This is a genomic window from Thermosynechococcus sp. B1 (assembly GCF_030322985.1).
Lineage (GTDB): Bacteria > Cyanobacteriota > Cyanobacteriia > Thermosynechococcales > Thermosynechococcaceae > Thermosynechococcus.
This window is the reverse complement of record NZ_CP096573.1, coordinates 1,806,654-1,833,185: the sequence shown is the minus strand read 5'-3', so window position 1 is coordinate 1,833,185 and position 26,532 is coordinate 1,806,654. Positions and strand designations below refer to the sequence as shown.

At 53.6% G+C, this 26,532-nt stretch carries 28 protein-coding genes and 1 riboswitch; of the genes, 7 read left to right on the top strand and 21 right to left on the bottom strand.

Annotated features, from left to right (window positions below):
• Positions 1-3 precede the first annotated feature (3 nt).
• Positions 4-2,352, top strand: coding sequence for a polysaccharide biosynthesis tyrosine autokinase (locus tag M0644_RS09145; RefSeq protein ID WP_286625442.1), 2,349 nt, complete (start codon positions 4-6; stop codon positions 2,350-2,352).
• A gap of 4 nt (positions 2,353-2,356) precedes the next feature.
• On the opposite strand, the gene M0644_RS09140 is transcribed toward M0644_RS09145, so the two are convergent.
• From M0644_RS09140 to egtC, 7 genes are all read right to left on the bottom strand, one after another.
• Positions 2,357-2,800 carry a hypothetical protein gene (locus tag M0644_RS09140; protein WP_286625441.1) on the bottom strand — a complete coding sequence of 148 codons (444 nt, stop codon included), beginning with the start codon at positions 2,798-2,800 and terminating at the stop codon, positions 2,357-2,359.
• A complete protein-coding gene (locus M0644_RS09135) occupies positions 2,781-4,415 on the bottom strand; it encodes a 2-isopropylmalate synthase (RefSeq protein WP_149820138.1) in 1,635 nt (544 codons plus the stop codon). Before M0644_RS09135 ends, M0644_RS09140 begins: the two co-directional genes overlap by 20 nt.
• A 73-nt stretch (positions 4,416-4,488) precedes the next feature.
• Entirely contained in the window at positions 4,489-5,511 is a 1,023-nt protein-coding gene (locus tag M0644_RS09130; protein WP_286625439.1) for a sirohydrochlorin chelatase, read from the bottom strand.
• Between the two features lie 32 nt (positions 5,512-5,543).
• Positions 5,544-5,685, bottom strand: a riboswitch (cobalamin riboswitch).
• Between the two features lie 35 nt (positions 5,686-5,720).
• Entirely contained in the window at positions 5,721-7,247 is a 1,527-nt protein-coding gene (locus M0644_RS09125) for a peptide ligase PGM1-related protein (RefSeq protein ID WP_286625438.1), read from the bottom strand.
• 130 nt (positions 7,248-7,377) lie between these two features.
• Positions 7,378-7,794, bottom strand: coding sequence for a hypothetical protein (locus M0644_RS09120; protein WP_286625437.1), 417 nt, complete (start codon positions 7,792-7,794; stop codon positions 7,378-7,380).
• Between the two features lie 162 nt (positions 7,795-7,956).
• On the bottom strand, positions 7,957-9,069 hold the full coding sequence (locus M0644_RS09115; protein WP_286625436.1) for an SUMF1/EgtB/PvdO family nonheme iron enzyme: 1,113 nt from the start codon (positions 9,067-9,069) through the stop codon (positions 7,957-7,959).
• A gap of 7 nt (positions 9,070-9,076) precedes the next feature.
• Positions 9,077-9,859, bottom strand: a complete 783-nt coding sequence (gene egtC, locus M0644_RS09110) for an ergothioneine biosynthesis protein EgtC (protein WP_286625435.1) — start codon at positions 9,857-9,859, stop codon at positions 9,077-9,079.
• 140 nt (positions 9,860-9,999) lie between these two features.
• On the opposite strand from egtC, the gene M0644_RS09105 reads away from it, so the two are divergent.
• The gene (locus M0644_RS09105) at positions 10,000-10,710 is read left to right on the top strand and encodes a DUF2232 domain-containing protein (RefSeq protein ID WP_149820125.1); all 711 of its coding nucleotides are present in this window, start codon (positions 10,000-10,002) and stop codon (positions 10,708-10,710) included.
• Here the strand turns inward: M0644_RS09105 and fni are convergent.
• From fni to M0644_RS09060, 9 genes are all read right to left on the bottom strand, one after another.
• Positions 10,707-11,735, bottom strand: coding sequence for a type 2 isopentenyl-diphosphate Delta-isomerase (gene fni / locus M0644_RS09100; RefSeq protein WP_286625433.1), 1,029 nt, complete (start codon positions 11,733-11,735; stop codon positions 10,707-10,709). The genes M0644_RS09105 and fni overlap by 4 nt on opposite strands.
• 69 nt (positions 11,736-11,804) lie before the next feature.
• On the bottom strand, positions 11,805-12,941 hold the full coding sequence (locus M0644_RS09095; protein WP_286627181.1) for a geranylgeranyl reductase family protein: 1,137 nt from the start codon (positions 12,939-12,941) through the stop codon (positions 11,805-11,807).
• A 56-nt stretch (positions 12,942-12,997) separates the two neighbouring features.
• Positions 12,998-13,888: a cation diffusion facilitator family transporter gene (locus M0644_RS09090; RefSeq protein WP_286625428.1), complete on the bottom strand. Its 891-nt coding sequence runs from the start codon at positions 13,886-13,888 to the stop codon at positions 12,998-13,000.
• Between the two features lie 23 nt (positions 13,889-13,911).
• Positions 13,912-15,213, bottom strand: a complete 1,302-nt coding sequence (gene ctpC, locus M0644_RS09085) for a carboxyl-terminal processing protease CtpC (RefSeq protein ID WP_286625427.1) — start codon at positions 15,211-15,213, stop codon at positions 13,912-13,914.
• Between the two features lie 117 nt (positions 15,214-15,330).
• A complete protein-coding gene (locus M0644_RS09080; protein ID WP_190278045.1) occupies positions 15,331-15,669 on the bottom strand; it encodes a hypothetical protein in 339 nt (112 codons plus the stop codon).
• Between the two features lie 68 nt (positions 15,670-15,737).
• The gene (gene argB / locus M0644_RS09075) at positions 15,738-16,625 is read right to left on the bottom strand and encodes an acetylglutamate kinase (RefSeq protein ID WP_149820119.1); all 888 of its coding nucleotides are present in this window, start codon (positions 16,623-16,625) and stop codon (positions 15,738-15,740) included.
• 19 nt (positions 16,626-16,644) lie between these two features.
• Complete coding sequence (locus tag M0644_RS09070; RefSeq protein WP_190278334.1) at positions 16,645-17,115, bottom strand: SRPBCC family protein; 471 nt, start codon at positions 17,113-17,115, stop codon at positions 16,645-16,647.
• Between the two features lie 179 nt (positions 17,116-17,294).
• Positions 17,295-17,540, bottom strand: a complete 246-nt coding sequence (locus M0644_RS09065; RefSeq protein ID WP_149820114.1) for a chlororespiratory reduction protein 7 — start codon at positions 17,538-17,540, stop codon at positions 17,295-17,297.
• Positions 17,541-17,603: 63 nt separating this feature from the next.
• Positions 17,604-18,203, bottom strand: coding sequence for a CAP domain-containing protein (locus tag M0644_RS09060; RefSeq protein ID WP_286625425.1), 600 nt, complete (start codon positions 18,201-18,203; stop codon positions 17,604-17,606).
• Positions 18,204-18,387: 184 nt separating this feature from the next.
• Here M0644_RS09060 and groL point away from each other — a divergent pair, with 184 nt between their 5' ends.
• Entirely contained in the window at positions 18,388-20,019 is a 1,632-nt protein-coding gene (gene groL, locus M0644_RS09055; protein ID WP_286625424.1) for a chaperonin GroEL, read from the top strand.
• 67 nt (positions 20,020-20,086) lie between these two features.
• Here the strand turns inward: groL and bchD are convergent, their stop codons facing one another.
• Positions 20,087-22,099 carry a magnesium chelatase ATPase subunit D gene (bchD, locus tag M0644_RS09050; protein ID WP_286625423.1) on the bottom strand — a complete coding sequence of 671 codons (2,013 nt, stop codon included), beginning with the start codon at positions 22,097-22,099 and terminating at the stop codon, positions 20,087-20,089.
• 114 nt (positions 22,100-22,213) lie between these two features.
• Between bchD and M0644_RS09045 the strand changes: the two genes are divergently transcribed.
• Both M0644_RS09045 and petM read left to right on the top strand, forming a co-directional pair.
• On the top strand, positions 22,214-22,576 hold the full coding sequence (locus M0644_RS09045) for a hypothetical protein (protein ID WP_149820106.1): 363 nt from the start codon (positions 22,214-22,216) through the stop codon (positions 22,574-22,576).
• 51 nt (positions 22,577-22,627) lie between these two features.
• Positions 22,628-22,729 carry a cytochrome b6-f complex subunit PetM gene (petM, locus tag M0644_RS13140; protein WP_011057256.1) on the top strand — a complete coding sequence of 34 codons (102 nt, stop codon included), beginning with the start codon at positions 22,628-22,630 and terminating at the stop codon, positions 22,727-22,729.
• A gap of 14 nt (positions 22,730-22,743) precedes the next feature.
• Here petM and M0644_RS09040 read toward each other — a convergent pair whose 3' ends face one another.
• Genes M0644_RS09040 through M0644_RS09025 form a run of 4 tightly spaced genes read right to left on the bottom strand, consistent with a single transcriptional unit; the run spans position 22,744 to position 25,565 of the window.
• On the bottom strand, positions 22,744-23,673 hold the full coding sequence (locus M0644_RS09040) for an AEC family transporter (RefSeq protein WP_286625421.1): 930 nt from the start codon (positions 23,671-23,673) through the stop codon (positions 22,744-22,746).
• A complete protein-coding gene (gene cbiM / locus M0644_RS09035; RefSeq protein WP_226971935.1) occupies positions 23,636-24,367 on the bottom strand; it encodes a cobalt transporter CbiM in 732 nt (243 codons plus the stop codon). Before cbiM ends, M0644_RS09040 begins: the two co-directional genes overlap by 38 nt.
• Positions 24,325-24,807, bottom strand: coding sequence for a carboxypeptidase-like regulatory domain-containing protein (locus M0644_RS09030; protein ID WP_286625419.1), 483 nt, complete (start codon positions 24,805-24,807; stop codon positions 24,325-24,327). Before M0644_RS09030 ends, cbiM begins: the two co-directional genes overlap by 43 nt.
• Positions 24,804-25,565 carry a DUF4382 domain-containing protein gene (locus tag M0644_RS09025; RefSeq protein WP_286625418.1) on the bottom strand — a complete coding sequence of 254 codons (762 nt, stop codon included), beginning with the start codon at positions 25,563-25,565 and terminating at the stop codon, positions 24,804-24,806. The genes M0644_RS09030 and M0644_RS09025 overlap by 4 nt, the downstream gene beginning before the upstream one ends.
• 168 nt (positions 25,566-25,733) lie before the next feature.
• On the opposite strand from M0644_RS09025, the gene M0644_RS09020 reads away from it, so the two are divergent.
• Complete coding sequence (locus M0644_RS09020; protein ID WP_226971934.1) at positions 25,734-26,318, top strand: thylakoid membrane photosystem I accumulation factor; 585 nt, start codon at positions 25,734-25,736, stop codon at positions 26,316-26,318.
• Between the two features lie 26 nt (positions 26,319-26,344).
• A complete protein-coding gene (locus tag M0644_RS09015) occupies positions 26,345-26,530 on the top strand; it encodes a hypothetical protein (RefSeq protein WP_149820101.1) in 186 nt (61 codons plus the stop codon).
• The last annotated feature ends 2 nt before the right edge of the window (positions 26,531-26,532 follow it).

The following is a 26,532-nucleotide window of genomic DNA, read 5'->3' as shown; positions in this document are numbered from 1 at the left end:
CCTATGTCGAGTGAAAATAACCATCTGTCGTTGCCCTCTGAAGCCTCTCGGCCAAGTTTGTGGCAGCCGCAGCCAATTGATAAGGTGACCATTGATCAAGTACTTCGCGGGCTGAAGCGGCGTTCAGCAGTTGGCATCTTGGCAGGTGCGCTAGTCTCAATTGGCTTTTTGGGATACTCTTACCTCTTTTTGAGAAGCTATCGACACTCTGTGTTGGTGCAGGTTGAACCTATCCAATCCTCAGGCGCCCGGCCAGGAACATCTTTAGCGTCACTCCGTCAGCTTTCTCCAATATCCCTGCCCCTTTTGTCAGGTGAAACAAAAGGTGATGTGGCAACTTTGGTTCAGGTACTCAATAGCGATATCGTTTTGCGTCCAATTTATGAGAAATTTTTAGTAGCAAATCCTGATCTAGATCCAAAACAATATTCGTATCAATCTTTTATTAGATCCTTAAAAATCCAGCCAGCGAAAGCAACCTCAGGTAAGAGCCTACTAGATCAGTCAGGTCAAAAGATTATAGAAATCCAATTTTCTGCAAAAGAAAAAGAAAAGATAGAATCACTCCTAGGAATTCTTGTTGAAGAATTAAAAAGATTTAGTGAAGAAGAAAAGGAGAACCAAATAGCGGATAATCTGCGCTATGTTAACCAAGAAATTCAGAAGACCCTGAGTCAAATTGACGATCTAGAGGATCAACTTAACCAATTTCGCTTTCAGAATCAGGTAGTACGACCTGACTTAGTTGCTTCCCAGTTGAACTCTGTGAACTCTGGAAGCAGCAATCTTGAAACGTATCTTAGCCTTTTGGATAATTTGATCTCTGCAAGAAATGAAAATAGAGTAAAACTGGAGTCGGCTCAGGCAACGTTTAACTCCCTCGAAGCACAGTTAAGGTTGTCTCCTGCTGAGGCACTTGCTGCCGCCAATCTAGCTGCTTCTCAAAACTATCAGGAGTTGCTAACAAAATTAACAGAAGCAGAAACTAGGCTGGCTGGGGAGCAGGCCAAGCTGAATGAAAACTCACCGACGGTGCAAGCGCTACAGGAAGAAAAGCGACTACTGCTAGAGCAGGCCAGACAGCAAGCTCGACAGATTACGATTAGAAATCAGGATCAAGTTCGTCAACCCGAAACGCTGATTGGTTATCAAAGTGCCGTTTCTGAGTCTCTAATCGCGAAGTACATAGAGACCAGAATTGAGCTTGAAGCGCTGCGGAGGGCGGATGCTGAATTAAGCAACCAAATTCAGACCACTGAGGCAGAGATATCGCGAGTAATACGCCTTGCCAATCCTTACCGCAAGATGGAACAACGTTTTGCAGCAGCACAGGAAGCTCTGAGGTTATTACTGCAAACTCGACAGTCCCTCCAGCTGCAGATTGCGCAACGGGACTTCACATGGCGAGTCCTCTCAGATATTGACAACAAGGAAGAATATCAGGTAACCCCGCGTTTATTACGGGCACTGGTGATAGCCTTAATGCTGGGGGGAGTGTCTGGGCTGCTTTTGGCCCTAATCCTCGATTGGTTGGATGATCGCTTTCTGGAAGTGGAGCAAATTCGCCAACAAACCCCCTTACCGATTCTTGGCGAGATTCCTCTGACGAAGACATTTGATCAATTGGCCTTTAGTCGCCTAGAAACACCGTTGACGCTCTGGGGATTGCAGCACCGTTTGCCGAGTGCCACACCTGCTTTTAGGGAAAGTTTTTACTTCCTGTTGACGCAGCTAGAGTCGTTGGGATTGCCCCGCTCTTTGGCAATAACGGGTACAGTGGGCAAAGAAGGACAAACGACCCTTGCGATTTACCTTGCGGTTGCAGCAGCGGCGATGGGAAAACGGGTCTTACTGGTGGATGCCAATTTGCGTCAGCCCAGCATGCATCAAGGACTTGGCATTCCCAATGTCGCAGGCCTAGGGGAGTTGTTGCAAGGGGAAATGCCTTTTCCCCACTGGTTCAGTCTTTTAGCAAATCGTGCGGAAAGACTCTGGGTACTGACGGCGGGTCAGGTTCAGCAAGAGCCGATGATACTGCTGAGTTCTGCGCGGTGGTTTGATTTCTTGGAGGGCGCTAAGGATACCTTTGACTGCGTGATTCTGGATGTGCCGCCGATTTTGGCTGCTGCGGAGGCGCATCGGGTTCTGGCAGCGGTGGAGCGGGCCCTCTTGGTTGTGCGCTTAAAGAAAACGCGACGCGAAGCCTTTGCTCAGGCCCTGCAGGCTTGCGATCTGAGCTTACAGCAAAAGCTGCTTGGGATTGTCGTCAATGGTGTAGCTGTCAACCACCGAGATTTCAGAGGTTATCAGAACAGTGCTGCTGAGTCAGCGGTGGCACCCCTCTCTATCTAAGGTTTCACATCTCCCTTTCGGGGGACAAAATAGCCATTAAAACAGGCCCAAAGAGTAGGGCATGGGCAGCTAAGGTGAGGCCTGTCCAAAGCAGGGGAAACCAGCGCCAAACTCCTGCTTCTAGGGGCGGAAACAGGGCATAGGCTAGCCCGATGAGTGTCGGCGGTAAAATGATGAGCAAAATAGCTAACACAAGGGCAACAACGGTGACCTGAGAAGAGGGGCGGTGGAGCGATCGCCAGCCTGTACCTGTCCACTGCCAGCGAAAAGCGATCGCCCCATCTTCAAGGCGAGCCGTTTGGCGCTCAGGATCAAGGGTAAAAATGTGGCGGCAAAAGTTACAGGCATGGGTTTCCATGAGCACCATGGGGACAATTTGGCCATGGCGGCAAATAGGGCAGGGGTAGATGCCATGGCGCTCAAGGGGCTTAGGGAGTGGTTCCACCATGAACCTCAGCGGTCTGGGGGTGGAGGCGTTGTTGCTGGAGCCCGCGATAGAGACGATTGAGGGCATTCATATAGGCATGAGCCGAAGCAACAATAATATCCGTATTGGCGGCATGGCCCGAGTAAATGCGATCCCCGTGTTGCAGGCGAATGGTCACCTCGCCGATGGCATCAATTCCCGCAGTCACTGACTGCACGGAATACTCAATGAGGCGATTGGGAATTTGCACCACGCGGTTAATGGCACGATAGACGGCATCCACAGGGCCTGTGCCAATGGCGGCATCTGTCAGCTCCTCACCACTGGGCAGACGGATGGTTACGGTGGCGGTGGGGCGGGCGCGATCGCCACAGGAGACCTGCACAAATTCCAGCTGGTAGCCTTGAACATCAATGGCTTGGGTTTCATCTTTAACAATAGCTTCCAAATCCCAGTCGGTGATTTCTTTTTTCTTATCGGCCAGATCCTTGAAGCGCAAAAACGCCTTGTTGAGTTCCGTTTCACTGAGTTCAAAGCCCAGCTCGCGCAGGCGGGTGGCAAAGGCATTGCGACCAGAGAGTTTGCCCAAAACAATTTGATTGTCGGCTAGGCCAATGAGCTGGGCGTCCATGATTTCATAGGTTTGCTTGTGCTTGAGGACGCCATCTTGGTGAATGCCTGATTGGTGAGCAAAGGCGTTGGCACCGACGATCGCCTTATTGGGCTGAATCAGCATGCCCGTTAGATTTGAAACCAAGCGGGAGGTTTTGTAAATTTCGCGGGTGTTGATATTGGTCAGGGGTGCTTCTGATTCAGGGGGACGGCCAAGGAAGGGGTTAAAATACTGCCGCCGCACATAGAGAGCCATCACCAATTCCTCAAGGGCAGCATTGCCGGCGCGCTCCCCAATGCCGTTAACCGTACACTCCAGTTGCCGTGCCCCATTTTTCACAGCCTCAAGGAAGTTGGCAACGGCCAAGCCTAGGTCGTTGTGACCATGGACTGAAATGACGGCACGATCAATATTCGGCACGTTTTCCTTGATGCCTTTGATCAGGGCACCAAATTCGGCGGGGGTGGTGTACCCCACGGTGTCGGGAATGTTAATTGTTGTGGCACCGGCGTCAATCACCCGCTCCAAAACTTGATAGAGAAACTCAGGATCCGAACGCCCGGCATCCTCAGGGGAAAACTCAACATCATCCACAAAGGACTTGGCATAGGCCACCATTTCTGGGGCAATTTCCAGTACCTCAGCGCGGGTTTTCTTCAGTTTGTACTCTAGGTGAATGTCCGAGGTGGCAATGAAAGTGTGAATGCGGGGATAGTAGGCGGGTTTGAGGGCTTTTGCGGCGGCTTCAATATCTTGGCGGGTGGCACGAGCCAAGCCACAGATCACAGGCCCTGTTTCGGTGCCCACGGTTTCGGCAATCCGCTGTACGGCTTCAAAGTCGCCGGGACTGGCAAAGGGAAAGCCTGCTTCAATAATATCCACCCCCAGTCGCGCCAGTTGACGGGCGATCGTGAGTTTTTCATCCACATTCAGCGAGGCACCCGGCGACTGTTCACCGTCCCGCAGTGTGGTATCAAAAATCAACACCCGATCAACGGTCTGGGGAGGATATTTAATGCGCATAGACAAGCCCCATTCAAGCTTGAGAAAGAGTAGCAATTATTTCTACTCTAACATTTTCGCTGGGAAGCAATGTCTAGGGAACTTGCCAAATGCGTTGGTGATAACTGGGCAAGTGATCCAAGTCCACGGTTGATCCATGGTGATGGTGATGCCCCCCGTGATCATGGCTGTGGGAGGGGTGCTCATGATCCTGATGATGGTGGTGATGATGGCTATGGCCTGCCACCAAACGGAATTTGCAGGCTTCACAGTTCATGGCCACCTGCCCCGTATGGGTTTCAATTTCCCGCTGCCGCGTGAGATAAAATAGTTGCGGATGCAGGCCAATTTCCGGTAGGTTCACGTATTCAACACTGGGATAGGCAGCTTGGGCTTCTGCGGTAAGGGTATAGATTTTCTTGACTAATGCCCCTGTAAACATGAAGTGGGGCAAAACAATCACGCGGCGGGGCTGGTAAAGATTCGCCCGCCCAAATCCTTCGGGTAGGCGGGGATGGGTAATGCCAATAAAGCAGACCTCAACGGTTTTGTAGCCACTGCCTTCCCAGAGCATGCGGGCTAGCTTAAAGACATCGCCATTGGCATCGGGATCACTGGAGCCGCGTCCCACCACTAGGAGAACGGTTTCTTCGCGGCCAATGCCTTGGGGATTAAATTCTGGTGAGTCCAAGCGTTCAAGGCGCGATCGCCACAGGGTTAAAATTTCGGGGGCAATGCCATAGTGGCGGCCATAGTGATAGCGCAATTGCGGAAACGCCCGCCGTGCCCAATCCAACTCATTGGTGACATCAAACTTATTGTGGCGAGCAGCAAAGAGTAAAACTGGCAGCACTGACAAGTCTGTATGGCCTGCGGCAGCACACTGGCTGAGCACTTCAAAAATCGAGGGTTCCGTTAACTCCAGAAAACAGGGAAAAACAGGCCGGCAGGGATCCAGTTGATAATAGGCTTGGGCAAAGTCCAAAAATGCTTGGCGACCTTCCGGATCGCGCGTCCCATGACCGACGAGTAAAAGCGGTCGAGATTGGGGGAGAGGGGGTAAATCGAGGCTAAAACCGAGGGGATTGAGAATGGAATCGTTGAGCGTAACAACCACGTTGAAACTCCATGCCCGTGCGACGCAGGCAAACAGAGTGAACCACAGCAAGTAGGCATTCTGGCTGAGGGGGGTTCCCCATCACAGCTGCGGCACAGCACCAGACTTGCACTGGATTTTCCCTACAGGCTGCTCTTCACAGTGAACGTTGCCAATTGTAACGAGATTCTCAGACCCCTGTCTATGCGGGGGGTGGGCACATTAGGGACTTATAGCGCCGCAGCATCGAGAACGCCAATGGTTTGGTTGTAGATGGCTTGGGCTTCTTCGGGGGTGTTGCCAATGCTGACGAGACCCAGCTTACCAAATTCCGAGAGTGCCCCCATGAGGTGAAAGACAGTGCCCGTTTCGGTGCTGGAATCAAAGTGGAGATGGTAGCGGGCAATCATATCTAAGAGATCATTGGGCAGGAGGCCGCGATAGTGGGGTTGGCAGAGGTTATCGGAGGCAATGTAATACTTGGGACGGCGGTGCTTGCTGTAAAACAGTCCAGAGGCTAGCTCATAGTGGCCATCGGTGAGGAATTTTAAGGTCATGAAGGGGTGCGTGGTACCACCCTTGCGCAGGTTAATTTCAATGGCGTAAAGCTCCCACCCTGCTGTTGTCTGGGTGGCAACAACGTCCACACCAAAACAGCCGATCACCCCCTGCTGTGCTAAGTACGTCCCTACCTTTTGCCCCAATTCTTGGAGTTGTTGGCGATAATCGGCATGGGCAGGAAATTCACAGCCAATGAAAATTTGACCTGTGGGGGCATTGAGTAACTGCTCATGGGTGGAGACAATTTCAACACTGCCTTTGGGGGTAATGCAGCCTTGGACACTGGGCGATCGCTTGACAGCACCTTCCACAAAGGCTTCGACAATCCCCCCCAGATCCATAAATCGCTGCCGATAGGAGAGCCAAGTTTCATTAGGCGCCTGAAAGACCATCTCCTCTAGGCTATTTTCAATCCGTTGTAGATGATCGGGGGTGTGTGGGCTGCCAAGGGGGCGCAGTGGGCGCAGATCAAGAAGAGCATTGCCTTCTCCGGAAAAAGCCTCATTGAGTTTCACCACTACCCGTTGCAGTTCAGGAGATTTCTCTTGGAGGTGAGCGATCGCGCGCACCAGTTCCGGTACCCTCTGCAAAAAACCGCTGCCCATCGGATGGGGAATGCCTGCAGCCGCAAAAAGTTCCCGACTGCCCGCCTTGGTTCCCCAGTAGAGGAGGTCGGGATCCGTCGAGTAGAGGGGAATGCCTAAGCGTACCGCCAGTTCCCGCTCCAAAGGGGTGGAGTTAAAACACACCATGTAGGCTTGGTTGGGACGCAGGGCTTGACGAATACGCTCCAAAAGGCGAGGCCGCTCTAAAATTTTCGCAGTCAAGGGTTTATCGGAGCGATCGTAGGTGGCCAGCAGCAGCAGGCGATCGCGGGCATGGGAACTGGGTACGCCGGGGAGTAAATCCAGATAATAGTCAATAATGCTGGGGTGCAGCGGCTGGGACGTCACGTAGATCATGCGGGTACGCGGATTCCGCAACTGGATCAGCGTATAGAGTTGCCGCTCCTCGTAGTGGGTGTAGCCGGTGATCTTGGCCAGCTCCGGTTGGGGAAAGCTCAGGGAAGGCACCACCACAATATCGCGCTCAATACCGCCGGGACCCTTGGGCAGTTCAGGAATAAACGTTTCTGTCCCGTCCCAGCACTCCAAGAGTTGCGTTTGCAGTTGGCGGAATTCCTCAGCAATTGACATCAAAACGCCCCTATGCCCTTGTCCCTAGTTTAGGGAGTTTGAGTCGCACTCATCGCTTGGGGGTCATCTTGTTCAAACTTTCTTTACTGAGGAACGGTGCTTCGTTTGCTCAGCTTCAATAGCCAACAAACTAAGGTTTGCCATCAAGTTCAATGTACCTGACATGCACCTGAGCGGGGCGCAGAACAAAGGGATTTTGCCACTTGCCGGCAGGACTGGGGTACGTTTTTTCGGGATAGGAGAGCAAATCGCTGTAAACGGCGCTTAATTCAATGGGAATACCTGCTGGCACATTAGTCATCTTAAAGGTACATTGACCATCCTGAGCACCAGCGGCAGGACCAGTAGCAAATACCTTGATGGGCGGTAAATTTTGCGGTTTAGCAACAACTTGAATCGCTGAGCAGGCGGCCGGTGCAACATTGCCCATTTGATCGCCAAAAAAAATACGGCCTTGCAGCGTTGCCGTGGGTAGAGCCAAAGCTCCGCTAGTTTGAGTGAGTGTCACAGTGAGCAGTAGCAAGGTGGAAAGAGATAAGCGTTTCATGATGTGGCTCACGCTCCAGAGAAGGGGTGATGATTCAATCTTGGCGGAGCCTAGGAAGAATCCCAGTGAAGGCGATCACAAGATGGATGAGAACCGCAGCACAAAACATGAAGCTCACACCACCTGCTGACGCGCGGAGGGGAGAGTGCAGGCTAAACATGTTCAAATTTGGGCATCAGTGTCCCTTGGTGTAGAGATTGTTTCTTGGTGAACGTAGCGCGCTCCAGCAAACACCTCACGGGTGGTGCGGCTATACCAATTGCGAAATGAGGGTCGCTTGAGAATGGGGCGCGTCCAGTGACTACCGCCCTTGAGGACAAAATGCTCGCCATCAAAGTAGGGGGCAGAATACCCCCGGTAGGGATAGCTCTGGAACCCCGGATAGGGGGCAAAGGGACTTTGCGTCCACTCCCAAACGTAGCCCTGATTCAAGAGTCCCTGCTGAGCAGCAATTTCCCATTCCCGTTCACTGGGGAGACGTTTGCCTTGGAAATGGCCATAGGCTTCGGCTTCGTAGAAACTAAGTCCCCACATGGGTAAGTCTAGGTTCTCAGGAATCGGGTAAAACGGTGAGGCAATTTCCTCTGCCTCTCGCCATTCCCAACCACTGCTGGACCACCATTCCCGCCGCTGATAACCACCCGCTTCCACAAAGGTGAGAAATTCCCGCCAGGTCAGCGGTGCCGCATCAATCGTAAAAGGAAGTAGTTCGACACTCTGGACTGGCTGCTCGTTATCAAGGGCTAAGAGGTCTTCACTGCCAATGACATACCCCCCAGCGGGAATCCGTTGGTGATCCTGTGGCAGCGATAGGTTAGGGGGTAATGTGGTCACAATCCCCTGCATCGCCAGCACCATTTGCATCGTTTCACTGTGCTGGGCTTCATGCTGCAAAATCCACCACCAGAGGCGGAGTTCTCGTTGCCACTGCTCGTCGCTAAGGCTGTAGAGGCGATCGCCCGTCTTTTGGCGAATCTCTGCTAAGTAGTCAAGTAGCTGGCCACGCGGCGGTAGATGCTGTCGTTCGGCCTTGGGGCGGCCATCGGCGGCATACCAATAGCGATCGCGATCGCTCACCCCTGAGGATTCTGGCAACAGCCAAAAGGCTTCTGTGTAGCCAATGTGTCCCAAATGCCATCCCACAGGGCTATAGAGGGGATGGGGCTGCGCACAAAGGACGGCCTCGCTCAACTCAGCCACAAGTTGGCGTGTAAATTGCCGCTGGTTCTGAAAGGCTTGCCAAAAAGTTCCCCGATCCAAGGGATTAAAAGGCACTGATATCTCAGAAGGCGTAAATTTCTGGTTCACTCTGCAAACTCATCAACAGCAGTTTATTTTCGGGTAAAGGATACCACTCCGTTTGCTGATCTACCGGCTCTGAGGTGAGTTGAATTTTCTCGGCATCCTGACTCCAGTACAGGGTGGGGGGTGGTGTGCCCCGCGCACAGCGGGTGGCGAGAATATAGACGCCATCAGTCAGAATCATGGCGGCACTGACACTGGTACGCGCTGCCTGCGCTAGGGAAAAAACAATTTGCAGTGTTTGCCGCAGTACCATCAACGGTGACAGTTGCGGATTTAAGACCAATTCATTGCAGAAGAGGGCAAACAGGTGCTCAGAGTCTGTAGAGCCTTCAACAATGTTGTAACAAATATCCGACAGGCGATCGCGCATGGGGCGGTAGAGGGTTTGGCGAAAGTTCTCGATAAAGCCATTGTGCACCCCCAGCCAGCGTCCCCAGCGAAAGGGCTGCGTATTCGTCATTTGCACGGGTTGACCCGGTGTGGCACTGCGGACATTGGCCAAAAAACAGGCAGATTCAATGTAGCGGCTTAAATGCTCAGTAAAGTTAATATCATGCCACATGGGCATCGTTTGCCGATAAAGAAAGGGGGGCACATCTTGGCGGGCAGCATACCAGCCCACCCCAAAGCCATCGGCATTTAAGAGTCCCGCCGTCATTTCGCGGGGTTGATAACTTTGCACCAACAGGGAATGGGGAGCATCCACCAAGGCATGGGCAAGGGACGTTTTGCGCCCCATATAGGCATAAAGACGGCACATAAATTAACATGTAAGTTTGATAGGAATACCTTACCCCCGATTCTAACTTTCAGCAAAGGATTTTTCAGGGCGCTATATCCAGTTTGAGAGCTGGCAGTAAAGCTTGCTAGAGTGTAGAGAAAAAAGGTTATCTGCAATCAATGAACCCAACGGATTCCCTAGAGGATGATTTTCCTGACGTCGAAGCCATTGTGCCCCCTGAGCAGTCCCAAGCCTTGGGGCGATCGCAAATTCAGCGCACCCTTGTCATTACGGAAACGGCCTTCCTTGCCAGTACCGCTGCCCTGCTGTGGGTGATTAACTTTTATTTGCCCATTGGTCCAGTCTTGCGCCTGTTTTTTCCGATTCCCATCGCCCTCGTTTATTTACGCTGGAATCGCCGCGCCGCTTGGATGGCGGCCATTGTCAGTGCATTGCTCCTTTCTGTGTTGATGGGGCCACCCCGCAGTCTGCAATTTCTCTTGCCCCACGGCATGATGGGGGTCATTTTTGGCGGCTGTTGGGCCAAAAAAGAAGGCTGGGGACGTTCCATCCTCAGTGGCGCAGTGATTGGCACCGCAGGATTTTTCTTTCAGATTAGCCTTGTGTCCATTCTGCTCGGGGAAAACCTCTGGATTTACTTCAATCAGCAGGTCACGAATTTCATTGATTGGGTACTGGTCAATCTGAATTTGCTGCTGGAGCCAACGGTGACCCTGATCCAAGTTGTGGCACTGCTACTTGTCTTTTTCCAGTCCACGGTGTATGCCTTAGTGGTGCATATTTTGGCATGGACACTGTTGGAGCGATTGGGCAATCCGATTCCAGATCCGCCCCCGTGGCTGCGCACGATCCTTGAAGACCCCCGCTAGATCCTTTCGAGACAGCGGCGCTGATAGAGGGCTTGGGGGGTGGCACTGCCGGTACAAAACAGCACGGTTTTCAATTCCTCAAGGATAAAATCAATGCGTTGCGCAAGTGTCTCCTCTGATTGATGGGCGGCCTGCAAAAAGGGGCGCGCTAAACCGGCAAGACTAGCACCGAGGGCAAGGGCCTTGGCCACATCAATGCCATTTTGAAGTCCGCCAGAGGCAATTAGGGGCGTATCTGGTAGGGCAGGATGAATTTGCTCCAAGCACTGCGCCGTAGGCATGCCCCATTCGGCAAAGGCTGCTCCGAGGTACTGCTGACGCCCATCCTGAGCACGCGCCGCTTCCACCTTGGCCCAAGAGGTTCCCCCTGCCCCCGCCACGTCAATAGCGGCTACACCCACCTCCACGAGTTGCTTGGCCACGTCGGCACTGATACCATTGCCCACTTCCTTCACAATTACAGGCACCGGTAGGGCACGGCAGAGAACACCAATTTTCGTCAACAGTCCCTTGAAGTTGCGATCGCCCCCCGTTTGGACGGCCTCTTGTAGGGGATTGAGGTGCAAAATCAAGGCATTCGCCTCTAGGAGATCAATAATCTTTTGGCATTCATTGACGCCACAGCCATAGTTCAACTGCACCGCGCCAAGATTGGCTAAGAGGGGGATAGTGGGTGCCTCTTGACGAATGGCAAACGTGATCGCCACCTCTGGATGCTCCAGCAGCACTCGCTGGGAACCGACACCCATGGCAATTCCCTTTTGTTGCGCCACCCGGGCTAAGCGGCGATTGATGTCTCCCGCTTGGGGGGTGCCACCGGTCATGGAGGAAATCAGCAGGGGGGCAGCGAGTCGCCAGCCCAAAAACTCGACGCTCAGATCAATCTCGGCAAAGTCCAGTTCGGGCAGGGCACAATGGCGAAAGCGATACTTCTCGAAACCGGTGGTGATTTCTTGATGACTGACATCACCTTGAATACAAAGCTCGAGGTGCTCCGCCTTGCGCTGCTCAATGGGACTGCTCACCACTCGTGTTCCTAAAGTTAGGCTGCACCAACATTATAGAAGGCAGCTCAGGGAGCATCCCTATCGGCATTAACGGAAAACCGTCGGCACTCTCAACCCCGCTGCCAACAATTTCAGGCCATTGGCTGCTGCATCGCGGTAACGCAACTGACCGCAGAGAATTTGCCCCATCCGTTGCAGGGCGCTGGGACGTTTGATGGCCACTTCATAGGCCATGTGGGGCATCTGATAAAAAAGAGTCGCTAGACGTTTTGCCCAGACCATATCTGCTCCCCACGCCTGTTGGATTTGACCGGAATAGTCTGCGAGAGCCTCTGGAACACCATTGAGGGCGCGATCGATGGCTTGGGCAGCCAACATGCCGGTCAACAGTGAGGGACGAATGCCTTCGGCAGTAAACGGATCAACGATACAGGCGGCTTCCCCGGCAAGGAGGGCATTTTGGGTGTGCAGGCGCTGGTGCCGCTGCCAACAGTAGAGGGGGTGGCCATAGACCTTGACTTGACTGAAATCAACGCCAAAGGTTTCAGCATATGCTGCCCCGATCGCCCTCAGATTTTGCTTGCGTTTTAGGGAAAACGTGCCCACACCAATCGAGTAGCCCTCCCGTTTAGGAAAGTTCCAAATGTAGCCATTGTGAACGCGACCAAAGTCAAAGTGGGCTGCCCTCAGGGCATGATTGGGCATGGCTGCTTCAACCTCAATGGCTGCTCCTATACGCTGCTGACGATGTTGGAAGCCCAACCACTTGGCCATTGAACCTTTGGCACCATCACAGCCAATTAAATACTGCGCTGTGAAATCCCCCTTGGGCGTATGCACCTGCCAGCAATCGCCCCCCCACGTTAGACCCGTAACAGGAGTTTGAGCCGCTACCTGCGCCCCCTGTTGCTGGGCCTGCTGAATCAGAAAATTATCAAAGACATCGCGGCGCACCATCCACACCGCTTGCTCTGGGGGCAGTTCTAGCACTTGCGCTTCCCCACCCTGCCACGTACAGACCATTTGCGTCAGCTTCAGCGAGATAGCAGGAGTAAAGTCAAAGTCAAACCAAGCTTGCACTTGGGGCGACACACCTCCCCCACAGGGCTTGTAGCGGGGCAGAGCTTCCTTTTCCAGAACCAACACCCGCCGGCCTCGCCTAGCCAAGTGATAGGCAGCTGCACCGCCCGCAGGGCCTGAACCAACAACAATGCAGTCGTACACCACAGGGTCACTCCTCAGTTGCTTTGCACAGATGCTCAAAAAATAACAAAAATCACCTAAGAGAAGCTGATCTGACTGGATTCGTAGTCGGGGGGTTCGACGTGGATGACAATGCGAGCCGGTCCATAGCGGTCTTGGAGCAGAGCTTCAATTTGCTCGGTAATGTCATGGGCCGTGGGAATATCTTCCGCCTCGACAATTAAGTGCATCTCAATAAACACTTGCCGTCCCACCATTCCCCGCGAGCTAATGTCATGGCAATTAACCACACCGGGCACGGTCATCACTAGCTCATGGATGGCTTCGGGGGCGATCGCCATCTCATCCACCAGCCAAGGAATGTTGCTTTTGAGGACTTCCCACGCACTCCAAAACACAAGGGCCGCGACGGGAAATGCCAACACCACATCCAACCAGGCCCAGTTGAAGGTCCACACCCCAATCAGCCCCAAAAGAACAATAATCGTTGTCCAGACATCGCTCAGGGTATGCTTGGCATCAGCAATGAGCACGGAATTATTCAGCTTGCGCCCCATGTGGTGTTCATAGAGAGTAAGGCCGATATTCATGCCAAGGACAAGGATCACAATCCACAGTTCTGCCCCTGTGATCGTCACGGCACTGCTTTTATGCAGCAGGCGCTCAACCGCACTTTGTAAAATCTCAAAGCACACCATGCCCAGAAAGGCGGCAATCCCCAATGCACCGAGGGCTTCAAACTTTTGGTGACCGTAGGGATGGTCGCGATCGGGATGGGGGTTAGCCCACTGCATGGCCACTAAGCCCAAGATGCTACTCCCGGCATCGGTCAAACTATGCAGGGCATCGGCCTGTAAACTCAATGAGTGACTGAGAACACCAACAATGGCTTTAATGGCCGTCAGGGCAACATTGATCCCTAGCGCCAAGAACAATACCCGCTGGGCTTGTCGGCGGTGGTCGGCCACGGTGCTCACCTAACTGAGTGAACTTAAGGATTGGCTGTCTGGGGAGGACGCGCTGATTGGGTGTTGCGTCGCTCCACTAGGATGCGTTCATTGAGAACCGCTAGCGCCCGTGTAAATTGAGGATCACGATCGGTGGCAATGTCATCGCGCGTCAGTTGTTCCCGCTGCTGCTCCGTGAGGGTGACTTCAATATCGGGTTCAATGCCCTTCTTGTTAATATCGCGACCACTGGGGGTAAAGTATTTGGCGATCGTTACCGCAATCCCTGCCCCTTCCCCCACGGGCTGGACGGACTGCACCAAGCCTTTCCCAAAGGTGCGTGTTCCCACCAACACGGCACGGCCATTATCCTGTAGGGCACCTGCGAGGATTTCGCTGGCGCTGGCCGAGCCGCCATCAATGAGAACCACAAGGGGCTTATTGGTCAAGAAGCCGCGACCGGCGCGTAAGCGTTCTGCTTCCCCTTGGCGATTGACCGTAGAGACAATATCGCCCTGCGGTAGAAACATGCGGGCAATTTCAGCACTGGCAAAGAGTAGGCCACCCGGATTGGAGCGTAAATCCAAAACATAGCCTTCAACGCCTTGCTTCTCTAACTCCCGAATGGCGGCGCGCATTTCTGCTGCTGCATTGGAGCTAAAGGTGACAAGGCGAATATAGCCGACAGGGCCTTGGGGAGTTTGGCGTAGGCTGAAGCGAACAGGATGAATTTCAATGCGGGCACGGGTGATCTCATAATTCAAGATTTGATCGCCCCGCTGGATCGTCAGGCGCACTTTTGTATTCACAGGGCCACGGATCATGCTGACAGCTTGGTTGAGATCCATGCCCTTGGTGGATTTGCCATCAATTTTCAGGATCACATCCTTGGCCATTAAACCCATCTCAGCGGCGGGACTCCCTTCAATGGGGGAAACCACGGTGATTTCTTTGGTCTTTTCGTCCTGGGTAATGGTGATACCTACCCCTGTGAGTTCACCAGAGGTTTCAATTTGCATAGAGCGAAACTGCTCCGGATCCATAAAGCGGGTGTAGGGATCATTGAGCTTCTCGAGCATTTCCCGTGCTGCCTTGTAAGCATCCTCGGGTTTGGTGTAGTTTCGAGAGAGAAATTCCCGCCGCACGGCACGCCAGTCATTGCCATTGAAGGTGGCATCAACGTATTCGCGGTCAATGACCTGCCACACTTCATCCACCAGTTCCTTAGGACTTTGGCGAAAACCTGCTAGGCTACGGGACCAGTGCAGACCCGCACCCGTGACAGCAACTAATGCCGTCATAACCACTGTCGTACTGACAACGAGCGTGCGGTGTGTGATGCCCATATGATTCGTCCTAAATTGTCGATCCTTTAGCCTACGCCCAATCTAGCACAAAGACTTGCCTTGGCCGTTGGCGATCGCAGGCTAAATTTTCCGACGCTCAGCAGGCTCCAAAAGTGCCTAGACCCCCAGTTGCTGGCGAATGCAGTAGTTCACACTTTCATCGAGAACCCGCTGTGCCCGCTGTTGGCGAGGAGATTGCGGTTGACCGCCGTTGGGATCAAGGGTTTGAAAATCAGTGTAGCTCAATCGCTGTTGAATGTAGTTGATGGAGCACTGACAAATATTACCCATCATTGAACGGGGCACAAGGGGAGCCGATCGGCGGCCACGCTCGATGCAGGTATCCATAAAACTATTCACCGCCACTGGGGGGTAGGGTTGGGAAATGGCCCCTGCTGGCAGCGTCAGGCTAGTGGCTAAGCTGCTACTAATTAGGATTAAAGAGAATAATTTCATAAGTAATAGGCGCTTACACTAAAACATCCTCGTCATACCCTAGGACGCCCTTTTTCATGCAAAAAGTTTCAATCAATAAAGGCGCGATCGTAGGCTGCATTGGAACCCACGAGCATTGAGCCAATCCCCGAATCGGTAAAAATTTCCAGTAATAGGGCGTGGGGCACCCGGCCATCAATAATGTGCGCTGCTTTCACCCCTTGAGCGAGCGATCGCACGCAACAGGTGACTTTCGGAATCATCCCCCCAGAGACAACCCCCTCTTTAATGAGTTGCCGCGCTTCGGCAATATCAAGGCGATAAATGAGAGTACTAGGGTCGCGATAATCCCGTAAAATACCTGCGGTATCCGTCAGTAAAATCAGCTTCTCAGCCCCCAAAGCCGCCGCAATCTCGCCAGCAACAGTATCAGCATTGATGTTGTAGGCTTGCCCAGTATCATCGGCAGCCACACTGGAGATGACGGGAATATACCCCTTCTCCACTAGTGCCGTAATCACGCGGGTATCCACCCCCTGTACTTCACCGACAAAGCCGATGCTATCTTCCCCTTGGGCGCGGGCACGAATCAGGTTGCCATCTTTGCCGCACAGCCCCACTGCTTTACCACCCGCCTGATTGATCAGGGTGACAATTTCCTTGTTGACCCGACCCACCAAGACCATCTCCACCACATCCATCGTTGCGGCATCGGTGACGCGCAGCCCATTTTTGAATTGGGGTTCAATGTTGAGTTTGCCAAGCCAAGTATTGATTTCTGGGCCACCGCCATGAACCACCACAGGGCGAATCCCCACATAGGAGAGAAAGACAATATCGCGAATCACGGAATCCTTGAGCTGTTCTTCCTTCATGGCGGCACCGCCGTATTTGACCACAAAGGTGCGCCCGGCAAAGGCTTGGAGATAGGGCAGGGCTTCACTGAGAACACGAACGCGATCGCTATCGCTGAGCATAGAGTTTTCTTTTGTCCGTCTAAAAACCTAAGCAGGGATCAATGGGGGGCTGAGCAGAGGGGGGATCTTTCTCAGCAGCAACTGCTAAGCGGGCAGCCAACCCTGCCGCAGAATCGCGAATCAGCGACCAAATCAATGGCGCCAGCCACCCCCGCAACATCACTGAGCAAGAAATCTGACTCCCACAGACCGTTGATTCTAAACGATAGGTTACCCGTTCCTCTACCCCCGGCAAGACCAAAATGCGAATACTCAACAGTTTTCCCGGTGATACCCGTTCGACAAAAATCTGAATCGGCCACGGAATCCAACGGGTCATGGCTTGGAAAATAAACCCCGGCTTGGGTACGAGTCCGTAGGGCACATTCGTGCGCAAAATCAAGGGATGCCACGACACATCGGCCAAATTCACCACTTTGCGCCAGATCAAATCCACCGATGCAGAGCTAAGGGCTTGATAGGTGCCTGCCAACGGCCAGCTGTAGGTCATTTGCTGTTTTTTCTTTTGTTGACGACGGCGATCGGCCACAGTCTCGTTACCCTGCTATTCCTGACGATTTGGACACCACGAAAGAATAAATAATCGTCTGAACCCTTGATTGATCCAAGAGCCTTATCTATATTAGAACGGAATTTTCCGAGCAGGAGTTTCGTAACTCTGTGTAACGATTATTTTTCTAAACGCACGGCATACCACTGAAGGTAGCCACCATTGGGTAATTGCAGTTCACAACCCGTTGTCAGGAGGTAGTGGGCACGACTTTCCACATCGGGCAAAGCAAGCAGATCCGGCGTTAGGGCAACCTCGGTTCCTGTTAGATACTCCACCAGCTTGGCCTGTAGCTCCATCGGCGTGAGAAAGACTTCATTGCTGGCACTGGATTCGAGGACAACGTACATTTCTTCAGTGAACATAGCGAATGCGGTTAAGTTGACATTGATTACATTGGAAATTATCCGCGCAGCAACGCTCGGCCTTTACTGGGCTGGCAGTGCAAACATCTGTACAGCATAGACTTCTCCGCGTGCTGTATTCAAAGCAATGCCAAAGCCAAAGCGGGTAAATTCAGGCCGCAGGATATTTTGGCGGTGCCCCTCACTATACATCCAGCCTTTTTGGAAGCGCTCAATCAGCTTATAGTTGAGCACCAAGCCGGGGGTGCCCTTCTGCTCCATGATATTTTCACCGACGCCACCGCGTCCCCCCAAGGCGATAAAGCGATCCATTGGGGATTGCCCATCGGGATTGGTATGGCTAAAGTATTGGCGTTTGAGCATATCTTCGGCGTGGCGTTGTGCTGCCTCTGTGAGTAATTCATCGGCAACAAGGGGCGGCAGTCCATTGAGCTGGCGATCGCGATTCACCAATTGCAGGGCAAAGGCTCGTATTTCCGCAAGGGAGCGTTTTGGCTGAGCAGCAATGACATCCACCTGTGGAGCACCAATTTGCCAATCTTGCCCCCCTTGGCCATTGTTCAAGTAAAAATACTCCTTGGCCGCTGCAAGGGCAATGCCGAGCATTAAGGTGACGTACAAGAAGACCTGTAGGCGTTGTTGATTGAGGTGGCGGCCAGCCATGGCTGCGAAGCTTGTTAATCTATTGTCAGTCTATTGCCAGTGTACGCGAGCAAGTGCGGAATCCCCTACATTTTCTGCCATTGCCCTCAGCTGGTTTTCCACAGTACTGTAAACAATGGCTTGAAGCCTGCTAAGTTTGCAGTCCCTCAATCATGACCTCCAAGTTACTAAAGGATAGCCACCCATGGCAAAATTAGTCGCATTTCATGAAGAGTCCCGGCGATCGCTCGAACGCGGAATTAATGCCCTTGCCGATGCCGTGAAAATTACCCTTGGCCCCAAAGGGCGCAACGTGGTGCTTGAGAAAAAGTATGGCGCACCGCAAATTGTTAACGATGGCGTGACGATCGCCAAGGAAATCGAACTGGAAGATGCCTACGAAAATACTGGTGCCCAACTGATTCGGGAAGTGGCCGCCAAAACCAATGATGTCGTCGGCGATGGCACAACAACAGCGACCCTCCTTGCCCAAGCCCTGATCCGTGAAGGCCTGAAAAACGTGGCTGCCGGTGCTAACCCCATTGCCCTCAAGCGCGGTATGGAAAAAGCGATCAAAACCATTGTCGAGGGCATTGCCGAAGTGGCCAAACCTGTTGAAGGGGACATGATTGCCCAAGTGGCCACCGTCTCTGCCGGTAATGACCCCGAAGTGGGAGCCATGATTGGTGAAGCCATGGCCAAAGTCGGCAAAGATGGCGTGATCACCATTGAAGAATCGAAATCCCTGAATACAGAAATGGAAATTGTTGAGGGGATGCAGTTTGATCGCGGCTACATTTCGCCCTACTTTGTCACCGATCCAGAGCGGATGATTGTTCAACTCAACAATGCCTATCTGCTGTTGACGGACAAAAAAATTACCAGCATCCAAGACCTGATTCCCACCCTAGAAAGAGTGGCTCGCAGTGGTCGTCCCCTCGTGATCATTGCTGAAGATGTAGAAGGCGAAGCCCTCGCCACATTGGTGGTGAATAAACTGCGGGGCGTCCTCAATGTGGTTGCCGTGAAAGCCCCAGCCTTTGGCGAACGGCGCAAAGCGATGCTCCAAGACATTGCCATTCTCACGGGCGGTCAAGTCATTTCTGAGGAAGTGGGACTGACCCTAGATGATGTGGAAATCACCATGCTGGGAGAAGCCGCCTCCGTCACTGTGACCAAAGACACGACCACCCTGGTGTCGGAGAAGGGCAATAAAGCCGATATTGAAAAGCGGGTCGAGCAGCTCAAGAAGCAGTTGGCCGAAACCGACTCCGAATACGACAAAGAAAAGCTGCAAGAGCGCATTGCCAAGCTCGTGGGCGGCGTAGCGGTGATCAAAGTAGGAGCTGCCACCGAAACGGAATTGAAGGATCGCAAACTCCGCCTCGAAGATGCCCTCAATGCCACCAAAGCGGCAGTGGCTGAAGGGATTGTGCCCGGCGGTGGTGTGACCTTGCTTCACTTGGCCAGTCGCATTGATGCCCTGCTGCCTAGCCTCAGTCCCGAGGAACAAACAGGGGCACGCATTGTTGCCAGTGCCTTGGCAGCGCCAGTGGCTCAAATTGCTGACAATGCTGGTGTCGAAGGAGCCGTAGTCGTCGAGAATGTCCGTGCCGGTGACTTTAACTATGGCTTTAATGCTGCAACGGGCACCTATGAAGATCTCGTGAGTGCGGGCATTATTGACCCTGCCAAAGTCGTACGCTCTGCCCTGCAAAATGCTGGTTCGATCGCCGGCATGGTACTGACGACAGAAGCCCTTGTGGTCGAAAAACCGGAACCGAAACCGGCAGCTCCTGCGGATGGCGGTATGGGGGGCATGGGCGGCATGATGTAGGCTTACTGCCCCAATAGTTTGCTAGGTTCTCTCCTCTCTAACTGGGGGGAGAGTTTTTTATTGGTGGCTAAAATTGCAGGGCATTCTGTGTCACTTGGGCGATCGCCTGATCGGTGGCCTTGGGCAAATGGTAGTACTTACCCCCCGCTTGCCGTGCCAATTCTTTGCCCATACCCGTGGAAACAAACTTATTCTCGGTGTCAATCACCAAGAGCTTCAGACCCAAGGCTTGAATTTTAGCGGCAATTTCCAGTACTTCCGCTTTGACATCGGGCTTGGTCTCCGGCGGAATGGTTTCGCCAAGGGAACGGCTCAGGGGGATATTGCCTCGACCATCGGTAATGGCCACAATCATCACTTGACCAATTTCACCGCTTTGTTTGGCATTCAAACCCACTCGCACCGCTTGGGTCAGACCGTGGGCAAGGGGAGAGCCACCCCCACAGGGCAGGGTTTCAAGGCGTCGCCGTGCCGCTTCAATGGATCGGGTGGGGGGTAGGAGCACCTCTGCTTGCTCGCCACGAAAGGGAATCAGCGCCACCATATCGCGGTTTTGATAGGCTTGGGTCAATAGGCGTAAAACAGCGCCCTTGGCAGAATTCATGCGGTTCAGTGCCATTGAGCCAGAGGCATCCACGACAAAAATAATCAAGGCACCCGCTTTGCGTACCAAACGTTTAATTCGCAGATCACTGTTTTCAACAATGACGCGGCGTTGGGGTTGGCGTAGGCGACGGGATTTTTGGTAGGGAGCGGCGCTGCGCAGGGTGGCATCCACCGCAATTCGACCCCCTCGGCCACGGGGCAAAATGGGGCGGATATAGCGACCGCGATCTTGGGAATAAATCAGGCTACGGCTCCCCGATTTCCCTTGGCGCTGGGTCAGTTGGGCAAAGTAGAGCACCGACTCATCCAAGACCGTGCCATCGGGCTCAAAGACAAATTCCTCAGGAATGGGTGGCGTTTCCTGCTGCTCTTCGGGTGGCGTCTCTGGCTCATCGGGTTCTTCTTCGGGGTCAGACTGCTGATTCTCCGGCGGGGGCGGTGGTGGAGGTGGGGGCGGTGGTTGCTCCGGCGGCGGTTCCAGTTGCGTGGCTCGCGACACAATCACTAGTTCAACAGCGCGGCGTAGATCTTCGGCATTCACTTCACTACGGCCATTCAGGGCAGCATGGGCTTTGGCCACCCGCACCGCAAAGAGTTCTGCTCGATGGCCTTGAACACCGCCCCGTAGGGCTTCGGTGACCAGATAGGCAATTTGCTGCCGTTGAATTTTCACTTCCTTGAGCCATTCCCGCGCCAGAATAATTTGGGTGCGCAGATCCTCTAGCTCAGCATCGTACTGCTGCAAAAAGGCTTGGGGCGAATCAGCAAATTGGGTGGCATGATCCACCGCTGCAACCCGCTCATCTAAGCCCAGAACCGTATCCGCCGATAGGGCGATCGCAAACCGATCCAGCAGATGGGGTGGTACTTCTCCCTCATCGGGATTAAAGGTGGCAATCAACAGGGGACGACAGGGGTGATCCAGACTAATCCCCTCCCGTTCAATTTGGTTGCGCCCAGCACTCAGCACGGCCATCAGGACATTGGCTAGCTGCTCATCCAAGAGATTGATTTCATCCACATAGAGCACGCCGCGGTGGGCTGCCGCCAATAGGCCAGGCTGAAAGACCGCTTCGCCCCGCTGCACCGATTGACTCACATCCACGGCTCCCAAGAGGCGATCTTCGGTGACCCCTAGGGGAATTTGCACAAAGGGGGCTGGAATCACTTTGGTGGTCAAAGCGACATCGGGATGACTTTGGCGCCAAGCCTGCAAGCGGCTATCCCAGTCTTGAGGACGTTCGGGATCGGGGTTGGCAATGATCGGTACTGGGATCTCCCCTTGATCAATGACTTCAATGGGGGGCAATAGGGCATGAATACCCCGCGCAAGGACGGATTTGGCAGTCCCCCGCCGCCCCGCAATGATCACCCCCCCCAAACCGGGATCAACGGCGGCCAACAGCAGCGCCAATTTAATAGCCTCTTGACCAATGATGGCGGTGATGGGAAAGGGGGCGATCGCGAGCGTCATTGCATCCCTGTTGAAGGTAAACAGCAGTCGTCATCATCTATCTTACCGAGGGTGGAAACCCTTTCCCGCCTCCTTGGCTAGACTGGAGTTAGAAACCCATGGAGAACTCTCTTAATGAAATACTTTGGGCAGACAGTTGCTGCTGTAACCTTGTTAATCCTGACACCTCTGTCGGCACTGGCACGCCCCCTCTCCTGTCGCTCCTATGAAAGTACCTTTGTGGCCACGGAGACCCGTAGCTATTGGGTGAATATCTGTGGGGGCGATCGCCCCGCCTACTATATGGCACGACACAAGCAGGATCCGCGCCTATCAATTCGGCTGCCCCTGCGGGATTGGAGTCCTCAAGGGTACTATTTTGAAGCCGTCAATGGTGAGTACACGTATCTATTGACCAAAACACCCCGCGGGATGTTCTTGACCGTGAATCGTGGTACCCATGAGCTGCTGCGGGAACCTGTTTTGGAGCCGTGGTAAGCAAAGGAGCCAAATTGGTTAAAATGAGTTCTTGTTAGCTGAGGCCGCCCTATGGCAGAAGAGATTTTCAATACTGCGGTAATTACGTTTACGCTGGTTCTAGTTGGGTTAGGCGCAGGGTACCTGCTGTTGCGTTTGACCCCAGACGATTAAGCAACCCAATGCCCCTAGCCGGCAAAGAGCACCAGCCACAGGGGCAAGAAAAGAATTAAGGCAAAAAGACTAGTCAAAATTAAGCTGGCGGCAAAGGCGCGGTCTAAGTGATAAACATCCGCCAAGATCAGCGTCATAAAAGCGGGGGGCATGCCTGCTTGCAGCACCATTCCGAGGCGCGGCAGCCCGGTGACCCCAATCAGAGTTAACCCTACCCCCAGCAGCAGCGGCACCAGTAGCATCTTAATCGCCAGACAGGGAATGATGCGTTCCCAGCGGAGTTTGAGGGGAGCCTCACCGAGGCAAATACCCATGTAGATCAATCCAACAATCACCATTAACCATGCCAAGGTTAAGAGTCCCTGTTGAGCGATCGTCGGTAGAGGGTACTGTCGCAACAGCAGCCCCAAGCCCACACACCAGAGGGTTGGATTGCGGCCAATGTGCCACAGCAGTTTTGCGATGGAAATGGCGCGATCGCCAAAACTCGCCGCCACGCCAATGCCAGCACTATAGGAAATGAGGAGCGTCCCCATCAGATCAAAAAACAACGCCCAACTGAAGTGCTCTTGCCCCAGCAGTCGCCAAGTAATGGGAAAGCCAATAAAACCCGTGTTGCCCACCATGGTCGCCAAGAGAAAGCTGCCCTGCTCCTGCCGCGTGTGAGCGGGATATTGCTGCAACCACAGCCACGCCAAGCTGACGCCGATCCCCATTCCTAGCCACGCCAATAGCGGAGCCAACGTACTGTGACCCGTAATCGGGGTGGTGACAATAAAACTAAATGCCGTTAGGGGCGTCCCCACCCAGAACAACCCTTGCGCCAGCCAAGCCCCCGTCGTTGGTGGCAAAAAACGGCTACTGCCATAGCCAATGCCCATGCACAGAAAGATTAATCCGTAGAGTTCAGCGAGGGTCGGCAGTAGGGTAAGGAGAATTTTCACGGGAAAAGCATACGCCTTGGGACAGGAATTCTGGCTTGACTTTGGCCAAAAAGACCAGCAGTGAAGCCGTGACCACTCCCTCCAACATAGCAAGGGGCAAATGGGCAATCCCAATCGCAGCGATCGCTAGCCATTCCCGCTGTTGATCCAAGGGTGCTGGCAGGCTCAGGAGAATCACTGCGCCAAATAAGAGAACAGCCAACAGCACAGCCCCCGCCCCAAGGATAAACCCGAGGAGCGATCGCCCCTTTGACGGACAGCGATGCCACAGCCCCCGAAAAACAGCAGCGGCAAGGAGCGCTGGAATTCCCATGATCAGCGCATTGAGACCCAAGGTCGTCAGCCCGCCATGACCAAACATCACCGCCTGTAGAAATAATCCCACCACCACGGCTATCATTGCCCCTTCCCCCAAAAGAATCCCCAGACTGCCAAGGAACATGAGATGGACACTGGCGGGGGGCAGCGGGATATAAACCGCAGAGGCGGTAAAAAAGGCAGCGGATAATAGAGCCAAACGAGGGACGATCGCTAGCGGATCTACCGTTGCCCGCTGCAAACGGCGGCAAGACCACCACAGGAGACCACCGCTACCGGCATAACCCAGTCCACACCACAGGGGCGGCACTAAACCATCGGGGATGTGCATGACTACGACTCCACTGGCAGCCGCCGCCGCGACCAAGCAAAACAAGCCGTGCCAATGGCACCCCAGAGCACTGCCAAGATCATGACCGTGATTTGTGCGGGAGTGTATTGACTCAGGGAAACCGTTCTTGGCGGTTCGGGAACGGCGGTAAGAGCAACTTCAGCCGTTGCTTGGGCATGGGTCGCTACCGGAATCGTGAGTAGGCCGCCATGTCCCCCTTGGCGTACCTGCACCTGCCACTGACCGCGGCGATCGGGGACAAACTGAAATTCCCCTTGGGCATTGGTGGTACCACTGATGACGGCCTGTTGGGGGCGATCGGGGGCAAAGACTTGTACTGTGGCCCCAGCCATTGGTTGACCACTCTCGTATTGCGCCGTAACACGAATGACCTGCTGTGGCTGGTAGCGCAACTCAACCCCATGGGCAAGGGCTTGGGGAACTATCAGTCCTAAGGTAGCCACACTCGCTAAAACAGTTTTCATGAGGAAACCTCCCGACAGTGACCTTCGCCGACATGACCCAAACTCCGCAAAGCTGTCAGCAGTGTTTGAAATTCTTGGGGGCTGAGTTTTTGCTGTAATCCTGTCCAGTCAACCGTGACTCTCTCAGGGGTAGCGATCGCGGCAAAGGGGTCAAAGCCCAACGCGTCTCGATTGATCTCGGCGGTTGCCGGTTCAGCCCCATCACCGAAAAGATGATCAAAGTGGAGCGTAATCTCTAGCTCAGCGGAACTGTTCGCTGTGACTATTCCCTTGCGTTCATCGCCAATGTAGTCACCACAAACAAAGGCCAAGGGCTGATCCAACGTAATGTCAAAGGGCACCTTGAGATCGCGCCGCTGCGCCGTGCCCACCAGTTGTAAACTGGGTGCGAGGGTCTGCCACTGCAGGGCATTGAAGTGACCCACCGCCGCCGCAGCACTGCCTACAAGGGGACGCTGATCACTCACCAAATCCACCGTCATAGGATCGCTAAACACAACCGTCACTTCACTTGCGGGGCGATCGCCCGCCTCAGGATCGAAGGGAGGATGGGTTTGGTAGGCAGTCACCGTGCCCAACGTCAAATAGACATGGTCAAACTCGAGCTTCCAGCCATCTTTGCTTGTCCATCCCGTTTGCAAGCGCTCTTCACCATTGGCATAGAGTAGGAGAGTGCCCTTTTGCGAGGCGGGCGCACAACTCGCCAGTAGCGCTGTACTTAAAATCGTGACTATCCCTAAACGTTGGTACAGATTCATTCCTTTGATCACGTCGAAAAAAGCCCCAGAAAGAGCACCCCTGTAGCCAGTGGCAAAAGCAACAAAGAGACTTTTCCTACCTTAGAAGGTGTAGCATCGGTTCTACAATCCACAGGAGGGGGATGGCCTAGCGGTATAGTGTCTTTACAGAGCGTGATGGAGCGAAAAATGAAACGGGTTTGGGGCTGGTTAGGACTTGTCCTCCTGCTGTGGGGACTGTGGACAGTGCCGAGTTGGGCGGGGTTACAAGACGATCGCTACGATGGGAATATCTTTGCCCTCTACGCCGGCAATGGCTCTTTGGTACCGCCGAAAGTCACCCTAGAGAAATCGCGTCAGAGCGATCGCGCCACATTGCTGCTGTTTTATGTGAACGATAGCCGCGACTGCAAGCAGTTTGCCTCAACCATCTCCCAATTGCAGGGGTACTATGGTCGCGTCACCGATTTCATCGCCATTGATGTCGATGCCCTACCCTTTGGGGCGCAGTTCTCCGCCAATGAAGCGGGCTACTACTACAAAGGCCGGGTGCCGCAAACCCTGATTTTCGATCGCCAAGGCCAATTGCGGCAGGAATTTATCGGTGTGGTGCCCTTTGAAATCCTCGATGACACGTTTCGGGAAGTGTTTGATTTGCTGCCGCGATCGCAATCTCTGGAACTGCGGCCGCGCCCTGTGAATGAAATCAATGTGGAACTGGTGCCCCCGACACCTGTCAAAGGGAAGAAGCTGGCCAACGAAACGGTAGAGTAATAGTGAGCTTTGCAACGAGGTACAAGATGGAGTTACCCACCCTACAGGAACGTCTAGCAGTTGTTTTGGCGAAACGGGAGAGCCTTAAAAAGCTCTTGGAACTCCCCGGTCATGGCACCCTTACCATTGACATTGAATCCGCCCTCGCCGAACTCGATGAATTGATTAGCGACTTCAAGCGCACGTTTCCAGACCTCGACATTCCTGCCTAGGA